Source organism: Actinomycetospora chiangmaiensis DSM 45062, assembly GCF_000379625.1.
Taxonomy (GTDB): domain Bacteria; phylum Actinomycetota; class Actinomycetes; order Mycobacteriales; family Pseudonocardiaceae; genus Actinomycetospora; species Actinomycetospora chiangmaiensis.
In genome coordinates this window covers 149568-170401 of record NZ_KB903240.1, presented here as the reverse complement: position 1 = coordinate 170401, position 20834 = coordinate 149568, and the positions used below count along the sequence as shown (strand labels likewise).

Sequence of the window (20834 nt, the reverse complement as noted above, 5' to 3'; positions counted from 1 at the left end):
ACGATACCGAGGCCCGTCCCGACGCCGGGTCGGGCCCGGTCGGGCGTGACCCGTGCCACCCGGCCCGGCCTGCCTTTGCCGGTCCGGGCCATATAGGCAAGACTGGTGTTGTCAAAAGCGATGACCGGTGTGTCATGATCGGTCCGACCCGATCGAACGGAGGTGGGAGATGAGCCAGGGGAGCGCACACGACGTGCACCCGGCGCACGCCCGCTCCGCCGCCGACGGGCGCACGCGCGACGCGGTGGTCCGGCTCCTGCTCGAGCGTGGACCCACCACCGCGGCGACGCTCGCCGACCAGTTGCAGCTCTCGGGCCCGGGGGTCCGGCGCCATCTCGACGCCCTGTGCGCCGAGGGCACCGTGTCCACCCGCGACGCCCCGGCCTCGGGCAAGCGCGGCCGTCCGGCCCGGCAGTTCCTGCTCACCACGAGCGGGCGCACCCGCGCCGGGCGCGGTGAGCACGGCCCCGCCGAGCTCGCCGTCGCCGCGTTGCGCCGCCTCGGCGACGCCGCCGGGGACGACGCCGTGCGGGCCTTCGCCCGCGAGCGCGCGCTGGCCATGGTCGGCGCGCACCGCGAGCACATCGTGTCCGGCGCCGACCGGGCCGAGAAGGCGCAGCGCCTCGCCGGGGCACTGACCGCCGAGGGGTACGCGGCCACCAGCCGCGGCGCCACCACGAGCGGTGCCGGCGAGCAGCTGTGCCAGCACCACTGCCCGGTCGCGGACGTCGCGGCCGAATTCCCCCAGCTCTGCGAGGCGGAGGCCGAGGTCTTCGCCGAGCTGTTGGGCACGCACGTGCAGCGCCTCGCCACCATCGCCCGCGGCGATGCGGCGTGCACCACCCACGTGCCGGCCCAGCGGGCCCAGCGGACGGGCACCACCGAACCTCCCTCCGCCGCCACCACCGGCGGAGCACCGAAGAACCAGGGAAGGCAGGTCGTATGACCACCGCGCCGGAGAAGGAGACGCTGACCCAGGAGGAGACCCTCGCCTCCCTGGGCAGCTACCAGTTCGGGTGGCACGACAGCGACAACGCGGGCGCCAGCGCCCAGCGTGGTCTGAGCGAGGCGGTCGTCCGCGACATCTCCGCCAAGAAGAGCGAGCCGGACTGGATGCTCCAGCTGCGCCTCAAGGCGCTCGGCATGTTCGACAAGAAGCCGATGCCGAACTGGGGCTCGGACCTGTCGGGCATCGACTTCGACAACATCAAGTACTTCGTGCGGTCGACGGAGAAGCAGGCACAGAGCTGGGACGACCTGCCCGACGACATCAAGTCGACCTACGACAAGCTCGGCATCCCGGAGGCCGAGAAGGCCCGCCTGGTGGCCGGTGTCGCGGCGCAGTACGAGTCCGAGGTCGTCTACCACCAGATCCGCGAGGACCTGGAGCAGCAGGGTGTCATCTTCATGGACACCGACACCGGTCTGCGCGAGCACCCGGAGCTGTTCGAGGAGTACTTCGGCTCGGTGATCCCGGCCGGGGACAACAAGTTCTCCGCCCTGAACTCGGCGGTGTGGTCCGGCGGCTCGTTCATCTACGTGCCGAAGGGTGTCCACGTCGACATCCCGCTGCAGGCCTACTTCCGGATCAACACCGAGAACATGGGCCAGTTCGAGCGGACGCTGATCATCGTCGACGAGGACGCCTACGTCCACTACGTCGAGGGCTGCACGGCGCCGATCTACTCGAGCGACTCGCTGCACTCCGCGGTCGTCGAGATCGTCGTGAAGAAGGGCGGCCGCTGCCGCTACACGACCATCCAGAACTGGTCGAACAACGTCTACAACCTGGTCACCAAGCGCGCCAAGGCCGAAGAGGGCGCGACCATGGAATGGGTCGACGGCAACATTGGCTCCAAGGTGACCATGAAGTACCCGGCCGTCTGGCTGACCGGCCCGCACGCCAAGGGCGAGGTGCTCTCGGTGGCGTTCTCCGGCGAGGGTCAGCACCAGGACGCCGGCGCCAAGATGGTGCACCTGGCCCCGCACACGTCCTCGACGATCATCTCGAAGTCGGTGGCGCGCGGTGGCGGCCGCACCTCCTACCGCGGCCTGGTCCGCGTGAACAAGGGGGCGCACCACTCGCGGTCGACGGTGAAGTGCGACGCGCTGCTGGTCGACACGATCAGCCGCTCGGACACCTACCCCTACGTCGACGTCCGCGAGGACGACGTGACCATGGGCCACGAGGCGACCGTCTCGAAGGTCAGCGAGGACCAGCTCTTCTACCTGATGTCCCGCGGCCTCACCGAGGACGAGGCCATGGCGATGATCGTGCGCGGGTTCGTCGAGCCCATCGCGCGCGAGCTCCCCATGGAGTACGCGCTCGAGCTCAACCGCCTGATCGAGCTGCAGATGGAGGGCGCTGTCGGATGACCGACGCACCAGTCGCTTCGTCCGGGGGCGGTTCGACGACCGCCCCCGGCGCCCCGGTCCTCGACGTGGACCCGGGCATCAGGACCGCCTCGTCGCCGAAGATCGCGCCGTGGGAGGAGCGGTTCACCTCCTACGACGTCGAGGCCTTCGAGGTCCCGCGCGGTCGTGAGGAGCAGTGGCGGTTCACGCCGCTGCGTCGGCTGAACGGTCTGCACGACGGGGCGACCGCCGACGGCGAGGTCGCCGTCACGGTCCGTTCCGGCTTCGGCGACTCCGCCTCCGACGACCTCGGGGGCGTCCGCGTCGAGCACGTCGGGCGGGACGACGCGCGCATCGGCGACGGCGGCATCCCCGCCGACCGCGTCGCCGCGCAGGCGTGGTCCGCCTTCCCGACGGCGACCGTGGTCACCGTGGACCAGCCGCGCTCGGACGACGAGCCGCTGACGGTCCTCCTCGAGGGACCCGGCGTCGGGAAGACCGCGTACACGCACCTGCAGCTGCGCCTCGAGCACCAGTCCGAGGCCGTGGTCGTGCTCGACCACCGCGGCTCCGGCACGGTGGCCGCCAACCTCGAGCTCGTGGTCGGCGACGGCGCGAAGCTGCTGGTCGTCGAGGTCCACGACTGGGCGGACGACGCCGTGTTCGTCGGCGCGCAGCACCTCTCGGTGGGGCGCGACGCGACGATCCGGCACACCTCGGTCACCCTCGGCGGCGACCTGGTCCGGCTCTCGCCGACCGTGAACTACCGCGCTCCCGGCGGCGACGTCGAGCTCGACGGGCTGTACTTCGCCGACGGCGGGCAGCACCTCGAGCAGCGGCTCCTGGTCGACCACACGGCGACCCACTGCCGCTCCCGGGTGACGTACAAGGGCGCGCTGCAGGGCGCCGAGGGCGACAAGGCCGCGCACACCGTGTGGGTCGGCGACGTCCTCATCCGCAAGGAGGCCGAGGGCACCGACAGCTACGAGCTGAACCGGAACCTGCTGCTCACCGACAACGCGCGCGCCGACTCGGTCCCGAACCTCGAGATCGAGACCGGCGAGATCGCCGGTGCCGGCCACGCCTCGGCCACCGGCCGGTTCGACGACGAGCAGCTCTTCTACCTGATGGCCCGGGGCATCCCCGAGGCCCAGGCCCGCCGGCTCGTCGTCCGCGGCTTCTTCGGCGAGGTCATCGCCAAGGTCCGCGTGCCCGCCCTGCGCGACCGGCTCGAGGCGGCCATCGAGGCCGAGCTCGAAGCCATCGGCAACTGACCACCACCACGTAGAGCTTTCGACGGAAGAGGATTGATGTCCACCCTCGAGATCCGCGACCTGCACGTCGAGGTCGAGACCGAGTCGGGTCCCAAGGAGATCCTGCGCGGCGTCGACCTGACGGTGAACTCGAACGAGACCCACGCGATCATGGGTCCGAACGGCTCCGGCAAGTCGACCCTGGCCTACTCGATCGCCGGCCACCCGAAGTACACGGTGACCCGCGGCGAGGTGCTCCTCGACGGCGAGAACGTCCTGGAGATGGCGGTCGACGAGCGGGCCCGCGCCGGTCTGTTCCTCGCCATGCAGTACCCGGTCGAGGTCCCCGGCGTCTCGATGTCGAACTTCCTGCGTTCGGCCGCGACCGCCGTGCGCGGCGAGGCGCCGAAGGTGCGCCACTGGGTCAAGGAAGTGAAGTCGGCGATGACCGACCTCGAGATCGACCCGACGTTCGCCGAGCGCAGCGTGAACGAGGGCTTCTCCGGCGGTGAGAAGAAGCGGCACGAGGTGCTGCAGCTCTCGCTGCTCAAGCCGAAGTTCGCGGTGCTCGACGAGACCGACTCCGGTCTCGACGTCGACGCGCTGCGCGTCGTGTCGAAGGGCGTCAACGACTACAAGGCGCAGTCCGACGTCGGCGTCCTGCTCATCACGCACTACACCCGCATCCTGCGTTACATCGCGCCCGACCGCGTCCACGTGTTCGTGAACGGCCGCGTCGCCGAGTCCGGCGGGCCCGAGCTCGCCGAGGAGCTCGAGGCGAACGGCTACGAGCGCTTCACCAGCGCGGCGGCGGAGAAGGAGGAGCAGCCGGCATGACCTCACTCGCATCCGTCCCCACCACGGCGGGTGCGACCCTGGATGTCGAGAAGCTCCGCGCGGACTTCCCCATCCTGAGCCGCACCGTCCGGGACGGGAAGCCGCTGATCTACCTGGACTCGGGCGCCACCTCGCAGCGCCCGCGCCAGGTCCTCGACGCCGAGCGCCACTTCCTGGTGACCTCGAACGCCGCGGTCCACCGTGGGGCGCACGCGCTCTCCGAGGAGGCCACCGACGCCTACGAGTCCGCCCGCGAGCGCATCGCGGCGTTCGTCGGCGCGGACTACGGCGAGGTCGTGTTCACCAAGAACGCGACCGAGGCGCTCAACCTCGTGGCGTACGGCATGTCGAACGCGCTGACCTCCGACGACCCGAAGGCGGCGCGGTTCCGCGTCGGCCCCGGCGACGAGGTCGTCGTGACCGAGATGGAGCACCACGCGAACCTCGTGCCCTGGCAGGAGTTCTGCCGGCGCACCGGGGCGACGCTGCGGTGGTTCGGCGTCACCTCCGACGGGCGGCTCGACCTCGACCCGTCGGTGATCACCGAGCGCACGAGGATCGTGGCGTTCACCCACCAGTCCAACGTCCTCGGCACGGTCACGCCGGTGGAGCAGATCGTCGCGATGGCGAAGGCGGTCGGCGCCTACACGGTCCTCGACGCCTGCCAGTCGGTGCCGCACGCCCCGATCGACCTCCACGCCCTCGGCGTGGACTTCGCGGCGTTCTCCGGGCACAAGATGCTCGGCCCGTCGGGGATCGGCGTGCTCTACGGGCGGCGCGAGCTGCTCGAGGCGCTCCCGCCGTTCCTCACCGGCGGATCGATGATCGAGCTGGTCCGCATGGAGGGCTCGACCTACGCCGCCCCGCCGGCGCGGTTCGAGGCCGGCGTCCCGATGACCTCGCAGGCCGTCGGGCTCGGTGCCGCTGTGGACTACCTGAACGCGCTGGGCATGGAGAACGTGCACGCCCACGAGAACACCCTCACGGCCGCCGCGCTCGAGGGCCTCGCCGGCATCGACGGCGTGACGATCATCGGCCCGCGCAACACCGAGTCGCGCGGGGGAGCGGTGTCCTTCGAGATCGACGGCGTGCACCCGCACGACGCGTCGCAGGTGCTCGACGACTCCGGCATCGCCGTCCGCGTCGGCCACCACTGCGCGTGGCCGCTGCACCGGGCGTTCGGCGTGCAGAGCTCGATCCGCGCGAGCTTCTACGTCTACAACACCCTCGACGAGGTGCAGGCCCTCCTCGACGGGGTGCGCCGGGCCCAGGACTTTTTCGCCCACGACGGCGTTTCCCTCTAGGAGGAGGTCACCGGCGTGAAGCTCGAGACGATGTACCAGGAGATCATCCTGGACCACTACAAGAACCCGCACGGCAAGGGCCTGCGCGAGCCCTACGAGGCCGAGGTCCACCACGTGAACCCGACCTGCGGTGACGAGGTCACCGTGCGGGTGCACCTGGAGGGCTCGGGCGCGGACGCCAAGGTCGTCGACCTGTCCTACGACGCGCTCGGCTGCTCCATCAGCCAGGCGGCCACGTCGGTGGCCTACGACCTCGTCGTCGGGCACACCGTCGGCGAGGCGTTCGACGTGCTGTCGGCCTACCAGGAGATGGTGCAGGGCCGTGGCAAGGTCGAGCCCGACGAGGACGTCCTGGACGACGCCGTGGCGTTCGCGGGCGTGGCCGCCTACCCGGCGCGCGTGAAGTGCGCGCTGCTCGGGTGGATGGCGTTCAAGGACGCGGTGGCCCAGGCTGACGACAACGCCCCCGAGCTGGAGGGACAGCGATGACCGAGACCGAGACGCCCCGTGGCGCCGAGGGGATGCCGGACGCGCCGGCCCCGAAGGCCGACACCCCGTCGATCGACGACCTCGAGGAGGCCATGCGCGACGTGGTCGACCCCGAGCTCGGGATCAACGTCGTCGACCTCGGCCTGCTCTACGGCATCGACGTGCACCACGAGGACGCCGGCACCGTCGCCACGCTGGACCTGACCCTGACGTCCGCGGCCTGCCCGCTGACCGACGTCATCGAGGACCAGTCCCGCGCCGCCCTGACGAAGGGCCCGGGCGGCGGGCTCGTCGACGACGTGCGGATCAACTGGGTCTGGATGCCCCCGTGGGGCCCGGACAAGATCACCGACGACGGCCGCGAGCAGCTGCGGGCACTCGGCTTCACGGTGTAGGTGGCTTCGCCTCGTGAGTACTCATCCGTGCTGGGGCACGGATGAGTACTCACAACTGCGCCGTCGAGCAAGTCCTGGCGGGTCATTCCTGACGGACGCTGGTCACCTCGAGAGCCAACGAACGGGCCGTTCATCACCGAAGACCGTGATGAACGGCCCGTTCGTCACTGACTGAGCAGCTCGGTCGGCGTGACGATGTGGCGTTCCTGCCACTGGATGCACGCAACGACGCGTCGCTGCCACAGAGCACCCCTCAGGACGTGCGGCGCACCACGTGCGGCTTGAGGTGCTTGTAGCCGCGCACGTGCAGCGGCGGGACCGTGCGGAGTTCGACGTCGAGCTCGGCGGCGCGGACGGCCTCGGTCATCTCGTCGTCGAGCAGGGTCGTGCCGGGGCGGGCGTGGGAGGTCAGCCGGCTGGCGATGTTCACCGTAGGGCCGTACACGTCGCCGTAGCGGGGGAGCACGTCGCCGTAGGCCAGGCCGATGCGCAGGGCGAGGCGCTCGTCGGGGTCGGGGACCTCGTCGTGCAGGGCGAACGCGATGTCGCACGCGGCCCCGACGTCGCCGCAGACGAACAGCACCTCGTCGCCGAGGGTCTTCACGATCCGCCCGCCGTACCGCGACACGACGTCGTTGGACACGCTCTCGAAGCGCTCGAGCAGCGACCGCAGCTCGTCGGCGTCGATCCGGCGCGACAGCGACGTGAACCCGACGATGTCGGCGAACCCGACCGCGGCGGTCGTCGTCCGGCCGTCGTCGGCACCCTCCTCGGTGGCGAGCGCCGACATCATCCGCCCGGCGGTGACCAACAGGTGGCGACGCCAGGTGTAGGCCTGCAGCTGCTCGATCAGCGGCACCAGCGAGCGCACCGACTCGACGACCGCGGCGGGGTCGTCGGCGGACCCGCGCTCGGCGATCACCCGGCGCAGCAGGTTCGCCTGCCACTCCGCGAGACGCGCCATGCTCTGCCCGAGGGTCCGGGCGATGGCCAACGCCTCGGCCTCGTCGAACGCGTCCTGCGAGAGCAGGTCCTCGACGTACCCGAGGGCCTCGAGGTCGGACTCCGCGAAGGCCTCGACGTCGTCGGGCACGCGCGGGAAGCCGAGCGCGCTCCACAGGCGGCCGGTCTGCTCGAGCGGCACGCCGGCCTGCTCGGCGACGTCCGCACGCCGCAGCGTGCGGTCGCCGCCGATCAGGAAGTCCTCGACCTCGCGTCGCGCCTCCGACCAGGAGGTGTCGCTCACGTGGTGTGGACGATGAGCACGTCGGTCGGAGCCTTCCGGGAGATGCCCTGCGGCACGGAGCCGAGCAGGCGCCCGGAGAGGCTGTTCAGGCCGCGGTTGCCGATGACGAGCAGGTCGGCCTTCTTGTCGTTGACGACGGAGGTGACGATGTCGATCGGGTCGCCCTCCTTCGCCACGGTCTCGATGTCGGCGACGCCCTTGGCCGACGCGCGCTCCTTGGCGGTGCGCAGCGCCTCCTCGGCCGGGGTCGAGCCGACCACGTGGTAGGCCGCGTCCTCGCCGAGGGCCTGCTCGGCCTGCCCGGTGTTCTTGGCGGGGTGGTACGCGCTGATGATCAGCAGGGTGGCCCCGGCGTCCGCCGCGACGGTGGCCGCGCGGTCGACCGCGCGGAAGGAGGAGTCGGACCCGTCCGTGCCGACGGCGACGAGCTGGTAGGCGCCCATGGTGGTGTGCTCCGTTTTCTGGCGGTCCCATCCCGCCCGTCCACGGAACGAGCGGGGAGGGCGGATGGTAACGCGATGCTCCGTCCGGACGGCCTAGTACCCGTCCTCACCCGATCGACCGCGTCCGGCACCCAGAAGTGATCCGGCGATCAGGTGACGCCGCAGGCGCGGCGAGAGGTGGACGAACACCGAGAGCATCGCCCGCATCGACGCGGCGACGTCGTCGTGCGCGCCGAGGTAGCCGCGCTGCGCCGCGGCCGGGAGGCTGAAGAACCGCTCGAAGAACTCTGGGACGTCGGCCGGGGGCATCCGCAGCAGCACGTCGAGGCCCCGTCGGCGCATGGCGTGGACGACGTGCCCGGCGGCGGGCCGCACCGCTCGACCGGCCGCGTCGACCCGGTCTGCATGGTCTCGTCGAGTGGCCAGTGCGTCCGCCAGTCGAGTGGCGATCGCCAGCGAGTGCGTCAGGGAGTAGCCGGTGGCGGGGTGCACCAGCGACGCCGCGGCGCCCAGCGGGACGACGCCGGCGGGGGAGCGGTGCGTCGGGGTGTCCACCGCGAAACGGACGTGCTCGACCCGGGTGCGGTCGTCGAGCGGGATCTCGTCCGCGGTGAGCCCGCAGGCGAGCAGCCGCCGTCGCAGTCGCTCGGTGAGCTCGGGCAGGGGCAGCCCCGGCCGGCGGGCGAGCGAGGTCTCCTCGAGCAGCCAGTCGTCGCCGCCGAGGGGGATGGCGTAGAGGAAGGTCGGCCACCCGGGGTGGCCGTGCAGCGGACGCCAGTCCATGAAGACGAGCCGCCCGCCAGTCACCCGCGCCGCGACCGACGCCGGGACCACCACCCCGACCGCGGTCTGCTCGGCGGGAGGGGAGACCCGTCGTCGGGAACGGGAGAGGACCTGCGCCGCGCCGGTGGCGTCGAGGACCAGCGGGGCGGCGAGGCGCCCGCCGCCGTCGAGCACGGCCGCGCCGTCGGACACGGCCACGACGCGGTCCCGGTGCACCTCGACGTCCGGGTGGCACAGGGCCTCCTGGAGGGCGCCGGTGTCGAGGACGGCGTAGCTCCCGGCGAGCGTGTGCTCCTGCCGGGCGATGGCGAAGCCGGGGCCGGAGGTGGCGACCACGTCGCCGGGGAGCGCGTCCGGCCCGGTCAGCGGCACCTCGTCGGCCCACGCGCCGTAGGTGTGGCGCCACCGCCGCCCGGGGTGCGGGTCGACGAGGGTGACGGCGAGCCCTCGGCGCGCGCACGCCCGGGCCGCCGACCACCCCGCCGGGCCGCCTCCGGCGACGAGGACGTCGGTCCTGCGTCCGCTCAGTCGCCGATCTCCCGCTCCCACGCGGCGAGTCTTTCGCGATCAGCCTTCGCCCGCGCGTTCCAGTCCCGCATGGCCTGCGGGTAACCGGTCACCTGGACGTCGTAGACCGGCACCTTGCACCTGCGGGCGAGCCGCTCCGCGGCACGCGGCGTCCCCACCCGACGGCGGGTCCACTCGCCGTCCCTCGCCACCGCGACGACGGTCGTGTCGGTCGCCGTGGTCTCCGGCTCGACGAAGAACTCCACCCCGGTGCGGCTCCCCGCGAACAGGCGCAGGTGCTCCAGGTCGGCCGGGCCGCCCTCGCGGTCGAGGACCTGGCGTCGTCCGTCGGCCCCGAGGCCGGACGACCCCGTGCGGCGAAACCAGCTGAACAGGCCCATACCCGCCATTATCCGGGGTCGGTGTGAAGCAGCCCTACGTGCGTCGGGCTGTCGTGGTCGTCACTCGCGGCGCCGGAACCTCACGGGCGGCCGGATCGGGCGCAACGCCTCGCCTACACTGGACCCCTGTGATCACCGCGACCGACCTCGAGCTGCGTGCCGGCTCCCGCGTCCTGCTCGGCGGGGTGACCCTGCGCGTGCAGCCGGGCGACCGCATCGCCTTCGTCGGTCGCAACGGTGCCGGGAAGACGACGTCGCTGCGGGCCATCGCCGGGGAGTCGGAGCCGTACGGCGGCACGATCCGCTCCACCGGTCCGGTCGGCTACCTGCCGCAGGACCCCCGGGAGGGCGACCTGTCGGTGCTCGCGCGGGACCGGGTGCTCTCCGCCCGCGGGCTCGACCAGATCCTCCGCGACATGGAGAAGGCCCAAACGGCGATGGCCGAGCTGGCCGACGACGCCGAGCGCGACCGGGCGATCGCCCGGTTCGGCCGCCTCGAGGAGCGCTTCGCCGACCTCGGCGGGTACGCCGCCGAGAGCGAGGCCGGCCGTATCTGCTCGAACCTCGGCCTGCCCGACCGCGTGCTCGCGCAGCCCCTGGAGACCCTCTCCGGCGGCCAGCGGCGCCGCGTGGAGCTCGCCCGGATCCTCTTCGCCGCGTCCGGCGACGGCGGGAACGCGGGCACCACGCTGCTGCTCGACGAGCCCACCAACCACCTCGACGCCGACTCCATCGGCTGGCTGCGCACCTTCCTGCGCGCCTACGACGGCGGGGTCGTGGTGATCAGCCACGACACCGACCTCCTCGCGGACGTCGTGAACAAGGTGTGGTTCCTCGACGCGACCCGCGGCGAGCTCGACGTCTACAACATGAACTGGAAGAACTACCTGCAGGCCCGCGCCGACGACGAGGCGCGGCGCCGGCGGGAGCGCGCCAACGCCGAGAAGAAGGCGTCGGCACTGTCGGCCCAGGCCGCGAAGATGGGCGCGAAGGCCACCAAGGCCGTCGCGGCGAAGCAGATGCAGCGCCGCGCCGACGCGCTGCTCGCGAACCTCGACGAGGAGCGGGTGGCCGACCGGGTCGCCGCGATCCGGTTCCCCACCCCCCAGGCCTGCGGGCGCACCCCGCTCACGGCCTCGGGCCTGTCCAAGAGCTACGGGTCGCTCGAGGTGTTCACCGGCGTCGACCTCGCGGTCGACCGGGGGTCGCGGGTGGTGATCCTCGGGCTCAACGGCGCCGGGAAGACCACGTTGCTGCGCATCATGGCGGGCGTCGAGACGCCGGACACCGGAGGCGTCACGCCCGGGCACGGGCTGCGCCGGGGCTACTTCGCCCAGGAGCACGACACGCTCGACATGGACCGCTCCGTCTGGCAGAACGCCCGCTCCGCGGCGCCCGACACCCCCGAGCAGCAACTCCGCACGCTCCTCGGCGCCTTCCAGTTCACCGGGGAGCAGCTCGACCAGCCCGCCGGCACCCTGTCGGGCGGCGAGCGGACCCGGCTGGCGCTCGCCGGGCTGGTCTCCAGCGCGGCCAACGTCCTGCTCCTCGACGAGCCGACGAACAACCTCGACCCGGCCTCCCGGGAGAAGGTGCTGGACGCGCTGCGCCACTACGAGGGCGCCGTGGTGCTCGTGACGCACGACCCCGGCGCCGTCGAGGCGCTCGAGCCGGAACGGGTCATCCTGCTCCCCGACGGCACCGAGGACCACTTCAACGCCGAGCACCTGGAGCTCGTCGAGCTGGCGTGATCACGGCCCCGCGAGGCAGTTGATCGTCGAACAGCCTTGCTGAGCAGCGACGATGCTCGTTGGTCCGCCCGGAGGTGATCTCGCTCCGATCGGCCCAACCGCTCACCGATCATGTGGATTGTGCCGTGGCGCACACCGCCTCCGGCGATCATCATGGGTCGACCGGGCACCGTCCGGGAGAGGGGTGGATGAACATGGCCGACCTGAAGAAGGGCGCCCGCATCACGGGTGACCAGCGGGACAAGCTCGCGACCGACCTCAAGAAGAAGTACGAGAAGGGGGCGAGCATCCGCTCGCTCGCCGAGTCCACGGGCCGGTCCTACGGCTTCGTGCACCGGGTGCTCTCCGAGTCCGGGGTCACCCTGCGGGGTCGCGGCGGCGCGACCCGCACCAAGAAGACGTCCTGACGACGAGTCGTCGCGGGTTCTCCCGGGTCCGTCCAGCAGCGGGCGGGTCGGGTCCGCGGCGCATACCGCTCTCAGCGAACACCGCGTGGTGCTCGCGCATCGTCACGCCCCCCGGCGGATAATCGGGAGCCGGACCGGCGGACCACCACCCGCCGCGGCCGACCGGACGTCCGCTTGACCTCGACCTTCCTCGAGGTCGCACGCTCGGAGCCAGGTCCGAGCGAGGTGGGGAGAACGGCGTGGAGAACGCCTGGATGTTGATGATGTCGATGTCGCGGAGCGAGAAGCTGCCGCGATCGGTGCCGAAGGGCACCCTGCTGCGCATCTGGCGCTTCGCCGCGGGGCACCACCGGATGCTGTACGCGTTCCTCGCGCTGACCACGGTCTCGGCCGTGATCGCGGTCGGGGTGCCGGTGCTGGCCGGCCGCGTGGTGGACGCGATCGTCAACCGCACCGGGCTCTCCACGGTCATCTGGATCGCGGGGGCCATCGCCGGGCTCGCGGTCGCCGACGCCCTGCTCGGGCTGGCCGAGCGCTGGATGAGTTCCCGTATCGGCGAGGGCCTGATCTACGACCTGCGCCGCGCCGTGTTCGGGCATGTGCAGGGGATGCCGGCCGCCTTCTTCACCCGCACCCGCACCGGGTCGCTGGTGAGCCGCCTCAACAACGACGTCATCGGGGCGCAGCGGGCCTTCACCTCGACCCTGTCCGGCCTGGTCACGAACGTGATCCAGCTGGTGCTGACGATCGCCGTGATGATCACGTTGGCCTGGCAGATCACGCTGCTCGCGCTCGTCCTGCTCCCCATCTTCATCCTCCCCGCCCGTCGGATGGGCCGGACGATCGCCGCGCTGCAGCGCGAGTCGGCCGACCTCAACGCCGCGATGACCGGGCAGATGACCGAGCGGTTCTCCGCGGGCGGCGCCACGCTGGTCAAGCTCTTCGGGCGGCCGACGGCCGAGGCCGCGGAGTTCGGGGACCGGGCCGACCGGGTCCGGAACATCGGCGTGCGCACCGCGATGGCCAACCGCGTCTTCATGACGAGCCTGACCCTCGTGAGCGCGCTGGCCCAGGCCATGGTCTACGGCGTCGGCGGCTGGCTCGCCTTCACCGGGCGGATCGAGGCCGGCACCGTCGTCAGCCTCGCGCTGCTGCTCACCCGCCTCTACGGGCCGCTGACCCAGCTCGCCAACGCCCGTGTCGACGTCATGAGCGCGCTGGTCAGCTTCGAGCGGGTGTTCGAGGTGCTCGACCTCGAGCCGACGCTCACCGAGCGCCCGGACCCGACCCCGCTGCCCACGACGCCGCTCGGGGTCCGCCTGCGCGACGTGCGCTTCACCTACCCCGACGCCTCGACGATCTCGCTCGCCAGCCTGGAGGAGGTCGCGACGCTGGAGCACACCGAGAACCACGAGGTGCTCCACGGTGTCGACCTCGAGGTGGCGCCGGGACAGATGCTGGCGCTCGTCGGGCCCTCCGGGGCGGGCAAGTCCACGATCGCCTCGCTGGTGCCACGGCTCTACGACGTGGACTCGGGGGCGGTCGAGGTGGGCCGCCCCGGGGCGTGGACCGACATCCGCGACGCGAGCTTCGCCGACCTGCGCGGGGCGATCGGCGTCGTCACCCAGGACGGCCACCTCTTCCACGACTCCATCGCGGGGAACCTCCGCTACGCGAAGCCGGAGGCCACGGACGCCGAACTCGTCACGGCGCTGCACCGCGCCCGGCTCGGTGCACTGCTGGCCGACCTGCCCGACGGGTTGCAGACCGTGGTCGGCGAGCGCGGCTACCGACTGTCCGGCGGGGAGCGCCAGCGGCTCACCATCGCGCGCCTGCTCCTCGCGGCGCCGCGTGTGGTCATCCTCGACGAGGCGACCGCGCACCTGGACTCCGAGTCGGAGGTGGCGGTGCAGGAGGCGCTGACGGAGGCGCTGGTCGGACGCACCGCCATCGTCATCGCGCACCGGCTCTCGACCATCCGCAGCGCCGACACGATCGCCGTCGTCGAGGACGGCCGGGTCGTCGAGCAGGGCTCGCACGACGTCCTGCTGGCGCGCGCGGGGCGCTACGCGGACCTCCACCACACGCAGTTCGCCGGCGCCGCCTGATCACCGAGGGTGACGTTGTCGGGGGTGCGTGATACGCCGGACACCGGCGAGCGAACCCCTGCACCGGCCGGTGCCCGCGTGTAGCGTCGTTCGCCGTGCCTCACGGGACGCGTGGGGCACGAGGTGACCGACCCACGTGCACCGAGGGGAGAGTGAGACCCCGATGGCCGCCCCCGCGATCGAGCTGGACCCGGCTGCACCGGTTCCCGACCGTGCCGCTGCCGCCGCCTACGTCGCGTCCGTGTGCTTCAAGCACGGGCCACCGCGACTGCTGGGCGCCGAACTGGAGTGGCTGATCCGCTCCGCGTGGCGCCCCGCCGACGAGATCGATCCCGCCCAGCTGCTCCGGGTCCTCGGACCCCACGCGCCGAGCACGCTGCGCACCTCCGTCCCCACCGTCACCGGCGCGCCCCCCGCGCCCCTGGCCCCCCGGGCTCCGGAACCGCTCCCCGCCGGGAGCACCGTCACCGTCGAGCCGGGTGGACAGGTCGAGATCGCCACCCCGCCCCTGGACTCCCTGTCGGCGCTGGTCGCAGCGGTCCGGACGGACGCCGCCGCCATCCGCGAGCGCCTCGCCACCGAGGGCCTCACCCTCGTCGACCGCGCGGCCGACCCGCTGCGGCCCCCGCGCCGGATCCTCCGCGTGCCGCGCTACGCGGCGATGGAGGCGGCGTTCGACCGCGTCGGCCCGCACGGGCGGACGATGATGTGCTCCACCGCGGCCGTCCAGCTCTGCCTGGACGCCGGCGAGGGGGCGCAGGTCGCCGCCCGCTGGCAGCTGCTGCACGAGATCGGCCCCACGCTCGTCGGGATGTTCGCCAACTCGCCCGCCGCGCACGGCCGGCGGACCGGGTGGAAGTCCTCGCGGATGGCGGCGTGGCTCTCGCTCGACCCCGACCGCACGCGGCCGCCGACGGACCTCGGGGACGACCCGGCCGTCGAGTGGGCCGAGCGCGCCCTCGCCACGCAGCTGCTGTGCGTCCGCCGCCACGGGCACTGGAACGCGCCGCCGGCGGTCACCTTCGGTGACTGGATCGACGGTCGCGGTGGCCTCGACGTCGCCCCCACGTGGGACGACCTGGACTACCACCTGACGACGCTGTTCCCGCCGGTCCGGCCGCACGGACACGTCGAGGTCCGCTACGTCGACCAGCAGCCGGGCGAGGAGTGGGCGGTCCCGCTGGCCCTCATGACGGGCCTGCTCGCCGACCCGACCACCCTCGACCGCGCCCGCGAGGCCGTCGCCCCGGTCACGCGCCGGTGGGTCGCCGCGGCCCGGCACGGGCTGGAGGACGACGCGCTGCGCCGCGCCGCCGCCCGCCTCGTCGAGCTCGCGGTCGCGAGCCTGGGGGAGACCGACGCCGGGCTGGCCGCCCTCGTCGCCGACGTGGCCGAGCGCCGGACGCTGCGTGGCCGCTGCCCGGCCGACGACCCGACCGTCGAGCCCGGCGAGGGCGAGCTCGGACCCGCCGTCGAGAACCCCTACCCGTACCCGCGTGACCCGGACGAATCGGCCCTCCCCGGAGGCGATCCCGCATGACCCGCTACCCCGAGACCCTGCGCACCCGCCTCGCCGACGAGCTCGCCACCGCCCGGCGCCGCACGCAGGCGCTGACCGACGCCGTCGACGACGTCGAGCTGACCCGGCAGCACTCGCCGCTGATGTCCCCGCTGCACTGGGACGTCGCGCACATCGCGAACATGGAGGACTTCTGGCTGGTCCGCCGCGCGACCCCGGGGGACACCGTCACCCCCGGGGTCCGGGAGGACATCGACCACCTCTACGACGCGTTCACCAACCCCCGGGCCGGTCGCCCGCAGCTGCCGCTGCTCGACCCCGTCGAGGCCCGTGCCTACGGGCAGACGGTGCGGGAGCGGACGCTCGAGATCCTCGACGCCGCCGGACCCGACGGGCGCCCCCTGCTCGAGGACGGCTTCGTCTACGGGATGATCGCCCAGCACGAGCAGCAGCACGTCGAGACGATGCTGGCCACCCACCAGCTGCGGGTCGGTCCGGCGGCGCTGCACGCCCCGCCGCCGCCCGCCTCCGACCGGGCCGACGAGCTCGTCGGCACCGACGTGTTCCACCCCGGCGGCCGCTTCACCATGGGGGTCGACGCGACCGGCGCCGACGTCTACGCCCTCGACAACGAGCGGCCCGCGCACGCGGTGGACGTCGAGCCGTTCTTCCTCGGCGCCGTGCCGGTGACCAACGGCGAGTACGCGCGGTTCGTCGACGACGGCGGCTACACCCGCCGCGAGCTGTGGTCCGACGCCGGCTGGGAGCAGATCACCGCCGAGGGCTGGTCCGCCCCGATGACGTGGGAGACGGTCGACGGTGCCTGGCACCGGACGAGCTTCGGGCAGCGGCAGGCGATCGCCGACGTGGCCGACCAGCCGGTGCTGCACGTCTGCTTCCACGAGGCCGACGCCTATGCGCGGTGGGCCGGGAAGCGGCTGCCGACCGAGGTCGAGTGGGAGTACGCCGCCCGGTTCGACCCGGCGACGGGGAAGACCCGGCGGTTCCCGTGGGGCGACGAGGACCCGACGCCCGAGCGCGCCAACCTCGACCAGCGCCACCTGCAGCCCGCCCCGGTGGGGGCCTACCCGCAGGGTGCCTCGCCGCTCGGGGTGCACCAGTTGATCGGCGACGTCTGGGAGTGGCTGGACTCCGGGTTCGAGGGGTACCCGGGGTTCGCCCCGTTCCCGTACAAGGAGTACTCCGAGGTGTTCTTCGGCGGGGACTTCCGGATGCTGCGCGGCTCGTCCTTCGGCGTCGGCTCGATCAACGCCCGCTCCACGTTCCGCAACTGGGACCTGCCGATCCGCCGCCAGATCTTCTCGGGCTTCCGCCTCGCCCGGGACGCCTGAGCGCGATGTGCCGACATCTGGGCCACGTGGGCCCGCGGCCGGTCACCCTCGCCTCGCGGGTGACCGAGCCCTCGCACTCGCTGCTCGTGCAGTCCTATGCCCCCGCGGACATGCGCGGCGGCGGCACGGTGAACGCCGACGGCTTCGGGGTCGGCTGGTACTCCGACCGGCCCGACACCGCGCACTCCTACCGCCAGCCGGTCCCCATGTGGACCGACGCCTCGTTCCTCGACCTCGCCGGGGCCGTGTCCTCGACGGCCTTCGTCGCGGCGGTGCGCTCGGCGACCGTCGGCATGCCGGTGTCCACCGGCGCCTGCGCCCCGTTCCGCGACGGGACCCGCATCTTCAGCCACAACGGCGTCGTCCGCGGCTGGCCCGGCTCGCTGCGCGACCTCGCCGCCGAGCTCGACACCGAGACGCTGATGACCCTCGAGGCACCGACCGACTCGGCGGTGCTCTGGGCCCTGGTCAAGCGTCGGCTCGACGCCGGCAAGGACCCGGCCGACGCCGTCGCCGACGTCGTCACCCGCACGCTCGCCGCGGCCCCCGGCTCCCGGCTCAACCTGATGCTCCTGACGCCGTCCGTGAGCGGGGCACCGACGCTGGTCGCCACCGCGGTGGACCACGCCCTGTCCTGGCGCTCCGATGCCGACGGCGTGACCGTGGCCTCCGAGCCGCTCGACGAGCAGGACTGGACCGCGGTCGACGACCTGCACCTCCTCGTGACCCGTGACGCCACCACCGTCGAGGTCGCGGCCCTGTAGCCCACCTGCACGTTCGCCCTGATTCCCGACGCCGTGAACCAGGCCCTCCTCACCACGAGGTGGGCCGCGACCGATCGGACGTGAACTCCCGCCGTGAGCACGCATGGCACTCTCCCCACCGTCGACGTCCACCTCACCGAGGCGGACGCCGACGCCGCGCTGCGCGCCGACGCGCGGCGTGGACTGACCTCGACGCCCAAGGTCCTGCGCCCGCAGTGGCTCTACGACGCGCGCGGGTCGGAGCTGTTCGAGCAGATCACCGCGCAGCCCGAGTACTATCCGTTCGTCGCCGAGCGCGAGGCCCTCGCGCTGCACGCCGACGAGATCACCCGGATCGCCGGGGCCGACACCTTCGTCGAGCTCGGCTCCGGCTCGTCCACGAAGAGCCGGCTGCTCCTCGACGCCATGTCGCGGACCGGCCGGCTGCGCCACTACGTCCCCGTCGACGTCTCCGCGGCGGCCCTCGAGGACGCGGTGCCCGGCCTGATCGAGGGCTACCCCGACCTCGACGTGCACGGTGTCGTCGGCGACTTCATCGCGGACCTCCGCAGCATCCCCGCCGTGGGTCGGCGGCTCGTCGTGCTGCTCGGCGGCACGATCGGCAACTTCGAGCCCGAGGACCGCCGCGACTTCCTCACCGCGCTGTCGGAGACGCTGTCCTCCGGCGAGCACTTCCTCGTCGGGACCGACCTCGTCAAGGACGAGGCGACGCTCGTCGCCGCGTACGACGACCGCGCCGGGGTCACCGCCGCCTTCGAGCTCAACGCCCTCACGGTGCTCAACCGCGTGCTCGGCGCCGACTTCGACCTCGACGGCTTCGACTACGTGGCCGCCTGGGTGCCGCAGTCGAGCCGGATCGAGATGCGGGTGCGGGCCCGTCGCGCGATGACCGTGCGCGTCCCGGCGCTCGACCTGACCGTCGAGTTCGCGGCGGGGGAGGAGATGCGCACCGAGATCTCCACGAAGTTCACGCGCGCGGGGATCGCCGCCGAGCTCGACGCGGCCGGCTTCGACGCGGTCGGCTGGCTGCCCGACCCGGCCGAGCGGTTCGGGCTGACGTTGGCCCGCCGCCGGTAGTGGACTGGAACGACCGCTTCGCGGCCTCGACGGTCGGGCGCCCCGGCCCGCCGTCGGTGCTCGTCGGCCGCGAGGACCTCGTCCCGACGACCGGTCGGGCGCTGGACGTCGCATGCGGTCGCGGCACGGTCGCGGTGTGGCTCGCCGCCCGCGGCCTCGACGTGGACGCGGTGGACGCCGCCCCGGCCGGGCTCGCGCTCGGCCGGGAGCTCGCGGCCGCCGAGGGCGTGTCGGTGCGCTGGATCGAGGCGGACCTCGACGACGGCCTGCCGGTCACCGGCGCCTACGACGTCGTCGTCCAGCAGCGGTTCCGTGACCCGCTGCTCTACCCCACCCTGGCGGGACTGCTGGCGCCCCGCGGACTGTTGGTGCTCACGGTGCTGTCGACGGTCGGCGACACCGGCGGCCGCTTCCGCGCCGCCCCCGGGGAACTGCGGGCGGCCTTCGGCCACCTCGACGTGCTCGTCGACGAGGAGGGTGACGGTGAGGCGCACCTGGTGGCGCGGCTCGGGTGACCTGAGCTGGCTGGTCGCGCTCGGCGCGGCGCTCTGGGGCACGGACGCCCTGCTCCGCGCACCGCTGGCCGACGCCCTGCCCGCCGCGAGCATCGTGTTCTGGGAACACCTGATCATCGTCGTGGTGCTCGTCCCCTGGCTGCCGCGGGCCTGGCGGGCGTTCCGGACGATGCCGGTGCGCGCCCGGTTCGCGATGGCGGTCATCGGGGCGGGATCGTCCGCGCTCGCCACCGTGCTCTTCACCGAGGCCCTCACCCTCGGCGACCCGATCACGCCGCTGGTCCTACAGAAGATCCAGCCGCTCGTCGCCGCGCTCGGGGCCGCCTGGCTGCTGGGGGAGCGACTGCGCCGCGGCTACTGGGCCTACGCGGTCCCCGCGCTGGTGGGGGCCTGGCTGCTGGCGTTCGCCGACCCGTTCGCGGTCCACGTGCAGGCGGTCGTCGCAGCGCTGCTCGCCGCCGCGGCCGCGGTGCTCTGGGCCGCAGGCACGGTGTTGGGTCGCTTCGTAGGTGCGGCGTCGGACGCGACGCCGTGGGAGATCACGGTGCTGCGGTTCGCGATCGGCCTGCCCGCGGCGCTCCTCGTGCTCCTGGTCGGCGGCGGACCGGTCGCGGTCACCACGGCCCAGCTCCCGCCCCTGGTGGCGCTCGCGCTGGTCCCCGGACTGCTCGGGCTCGCCCTCTACTACCCGGGCCTGCGCCGCACCCCGGCGGCCCGCGCGACGCTCGCCGAACTCGCCTTCCCGCTCACCGCGACCGTCCTCGGCGTCACGCTGCTCGGCGGCACGCTCACCGCGACCCAGATGGTGGGTCTCGTCGTCGTCGCGGCCTCGGTCACCGCGCTCGGCCTGCGGGAGCGTTCCCGACGACCGGTGGTGGCGGCGGAGGCGGGCCTCAGCCTGCCCGGCAGATGACGTCCTGCCCGGGCACGGACACGGTCTGCGCCGCGACCGTCTGTCCGTCGACCGTGATCTGGCAGGACAGACGGGATCCGGGGGGCACGCCGACGGCGCTCGCCTGCAGCGCGGGGGCCGGGGGATAGGGCACGGTCAGCCGCTCGGAGAACGGCACGCCCGCGAACGTCGTCTCCTCCGTGCTGCCCAGCTGGCCCACGGTCACGTAGCGCCCGAAGACGTTCCCGCCCGAGGTCCCGGAGACCGAGAACTGGACCGTGTACTGCCGCGCGGGTGGGGGCGGATCCGACGAGCAGGCGCCCGCCCCGACGAGAACCACCGACGCCCCCAGCAGCGCTCCCGCCGCCCGGCACCACCGCGTGCGTGCCGCGTCCATCGCCATCGACCCATGCCCTCCTCGGTGAGGGCGGCAGCC

Annotated in this window: 21 protein-coding genes; 16 read left to right on the top strand and 5 right to left on the bottom strand. The window is 72.9% G+C overall.

The features are described 5' to 3' along the window. Window positions 1-169 precede the first annotated feature (169 nt). The 7 genes from A3CO_RS0117870 to A3CO_RS0117840 are packed head-to-tail and all read left to right on the top strand — an operon-like array spanning window position 170 to window position 6633. Window positions 170-946 (top strand): helix-turn-helix transcriptional regulator, encoded by a 777-nt coding sequence (locus tag A3CO_RS0117870; protein WP_051085994.1) that lies wholly within the window; start codon window positions 170-172, stop codon window positions 944-946. Further along, entirely contained in the window at window positions 943-2376 is a 1434-nt protein-coding gene (sufB, locus tag A3CO_RS0117865) for a Fe-S cluster assembly protein SufB (protein ID WP_018333605.1), read from the top strand. The genes A3CO_RS0117870 and sufB overlap by 4 nt, the downstream gene beginning before the upstream one ends. Continuing rightward, window positions 2373-3629, top strand: coding sequence for a Fe-S cluster assembly protein SufD (gene sufD / locus A3CO_RS0117860; RefSeq protein WP_018333604.1), 1257 nt, complete (start codon window positions 2373-2375; stop codon window positions 3627-3629). The genes sufB and sufD overlap by 4 nt, the downstream gene beginning before the upstream one ends. A gap of 36 nt (window positions 3630-3665) precedes the next feature. Further along, a complete protein-coding gene (sufC, locus tag A3CO_RS0117855) occupies window positions 3666-4445 on the top strand; it encodes a Fe-S cluster assembly ATPase SufC (RefSeq protein ID WP_018333603.1) in 780 nt (259 codons plus the stop codon). Then, the gene (locus A3CO_RS0117850; protein ID WP_018333602.1) at window positions 4442-5749 is read left to right on the top strand and encodes a cysteine desulfurase; all 1308 of its coding nucleotides are present in this window, start codon (window positions 4442-4444) and stop codon (window positions 5747-5749) included. Before sufC ends, A3CO_RS0117850 begins: the two co-directional genes overlap by 4 nt. A gap of 15 nt (window positions 5750-5764) precedes the next feature. Continuing rightward, window positions 5765-6238: a Fe-S cluster assembly sulfur transfer protein SufU gene (sufU, locus tag A3CO_RS0117845; RefSeq protein ID WP_018333601.1), complete on the top strand. Its 474-nt coding sequence runs from the start codon at window positions 5765-5767 to the stop codon at window positions 6236-6238. Beyond that, complete coding sequence (locus A3CO_RS0117840; RefSeq protein WP_018333600.1) at window positions 6235-6633, top strand: metal-sulfur cluster assembly factor; 399 nt, start codon at window positions 6235-6237, stop codon at window positions 6631-6633. The genes sufU and A3CO_RS0117840 overlap by 4 nt, the downstream gene beginning before the upstream one ends. A gap of 253 nt (window positions 6634-6886) precedes the next feature. Here A3CO_RS0117840 and A3CO_RS0117835 read toward each other — a convergent pair whose 3' ends face one another. From A3CO_RS0117835 to A3CO_RS0117820, 4 genes are all read right to left on the bottom strand, one after another. Continuing rightward, the gene (locus tag A3CO_RS0117835; RefSeq protein ID WP_018333599.1) at window positions 6887-7879 is read right to left on the bottom strand and encodes an adenylate/guanylate cyclase domain-containing protein; all 993 of its coding nucleotides are present in this window, start codon (window positions 7877-7879) and stop codon (window positions 6887-6889) included. After that, on the bottom strand, window positions 7876-8322 hold the full coding sequence (locus A3CO_RS0117830; RefSeq protein WP_018333598.1) for a universal stress protein: 447 nt from the start codon (window positions 8320-8322) through the stop codon (window positions 7876-7878). Before A3CO_RS0117830 ends, A3CO_RS0117835 begins: the two co-directional genes overlap by 4 nt. Before the next feature lie 93 nt (window positions 8323-8415). Continuing rightward, on the bottom strand, window positions 8416-9654 hold the full coding sequence (locus A3CO_RS32955; RefSeq protein ID WP_018333597.1) for a lycopene cyclase family protein: 1239 nt from the start codon (window positions 9652-9654) through the stop codon (window positions 8416-8418). Further along, window positions 9630-10013 carry a hypothetical protein gene (locus A3CO_RS0117820; RefSeq protein WP_018333596.1) on the bottom strand — a complete coding sequence of 128 codons (384 nt, stop codon included), beginning with the start codon at window positions 10011-10013 and terminating at the stop codon, window positions 9630-9632. The genes A3CO_RS32955 and A3CO_RS0117820 overlap by 25 nt, the downstream gene beginning before the upstream one ends. A gap of 128 nt (window positions 10014-10141) precedes the next feature. On the opposite strand from A3CO_RS0117820, the gene A3CO_RS0117815 reads away from it, so the two are divergent. The 9 genes from A3CO_RS0117815 (at window position 10142) to A3CO_RS0117775 (ending at window position 20419) form a co-directional block, all read left to right on the top strand. Beyond that, window positions 10142-11764: an ABC-F family ATP-binding cassette domain-containing protein gene (locus tag A3CO_RS0117815; RefSeq protein ID WP_018333595.1), complete on the top strand. Its 1623-nt coding sequence runs from the start codon at window positions 10142-10144 to the stop codon at window positions 11762-11764. A gap of 194 nt (window positions 11765-11958) precedes the next feature. Then, on the top strand, window positions 11959-12171 hold the full coding sequence (locus tag A3CO_RS0117810) for a helix-turn-helix domain-containing protein (RefSeq protein ID WP_026204731.1): 213 nt from the start codon (window positions 11959-11961) through the stop codon (window positions 12169-12171). 260 nt (window positions 12172-12431) lie between these two features. Beyond that, window positions 12432-14279 (top strand): ABC transporter ATP-binding protein, encoded by a 1848-nt coding sequence (locus A3CO_RS0117805; RefSeq protein WP_425393418.1) that lies wholly within the window; start codon window positions 12432-12434, stop codon window positions 14277-14279. Between the two features lie 163 nt (window positions 14280-14442). After that, a complete protein-coding gene (gene egtA, locus A3CO_RS32950) occupies window positions 14443-15819 on the top strand; it encodes an ergothioneine biosynthesis glutamate--cysteine ligase EgtA (RefSeq protein WP_018333592.1) in 1377 nt (458 codons plus the stop codon). Next, the gene (gene egtB, locus A3CO_RS0117795) at window positions 15816-17150 is read left to right on the top strand and encodes an ergothioneine biosynthesis protein EgtB (RefSeq protein WP_018333591.1); all 1335 of its coding nucleotides are present in this window, start codon (window positions 15816-15818) and stop codon (window positions 17148-17150) included. The genes egtA and egtB overlap by 4 nt, the downstream gene beginning before the upstream one ends. A 5-nt stretch (window positions 17151-17155) precedes the next feature. Beyond that, window positions 17156-17914 carry an ergothioneine biosynthesis protein EgtC gene (egtC, locus tag A3CO_RS0117790; RefSeq protein ID WP_026204730.1) on the top strand — a complete coding sequence of 253 codons (759 nt, stop codon included), beginning with the start codon at window positions 17156-17158 and terminating at the stop codon, window positions 17912-17914. A gap of 93 nt (window positions 17915-18007) precedes the next feature. Next, window positions 18008-18991 (top strand): L-histidine N(alpha)-methyltransferase, encoded by a 984-nt coding sequence (egtD, locus tag A3CO_RS0117785; RefSeq protein WP_018333589.1) that lies wholly within the window; start codon window positions 18008-18010, stop codon window positions 18989-18991. Beyond that, window positions 18991-19506: a class I SAM-dependent methyltransferase gene (locus tag A3CO_RS0117780; RefSeq protein WP_018333588.1), complete on the top strand. Its 516-nt coding sequence runs from the start codon at window positions 18991-18993 to the stop codon at window positions 19504-19506. Before egtD ends, A3CO_RS0117780 begins: the two co-directional genes overlap by 1 nt. Next, the gene (locus A3CO_RS0117775) at window positions 19469-20419 is read left to right on the top strand and encodes a DMT family transporter (RefSeq protein WP_018333587.1); all 951 of its coding nucleotides are present in this window, start codon (window positions 19469-19471) and stop codon (window positions 20417-20419) included. The genes A3CO_RS0117780 and A3CO_RS0117775 overlap by 38 nt, the downstream gene beginning before the upstream one ends. On the opposite strand, the gene A3CO_RS0117770 is transcribed toward A3CO_RS0117775, so the two are convergent. Further along, window positions 20400-20801, bottom strand: coding sequence for a hypothetical protein (locus A3CO_RS0117770; RefSeq protein ID WP_026204728.1), 402 nt, complete (start codon window positions 20799-20801; stop codon window positions 20400-20402). The genes A3CO_RS0117775 and A3CO_RS0117770 overlap by 20 nt on opposite strands. Window positions 20802-20834: the final 33 nt, after the last annotated feature.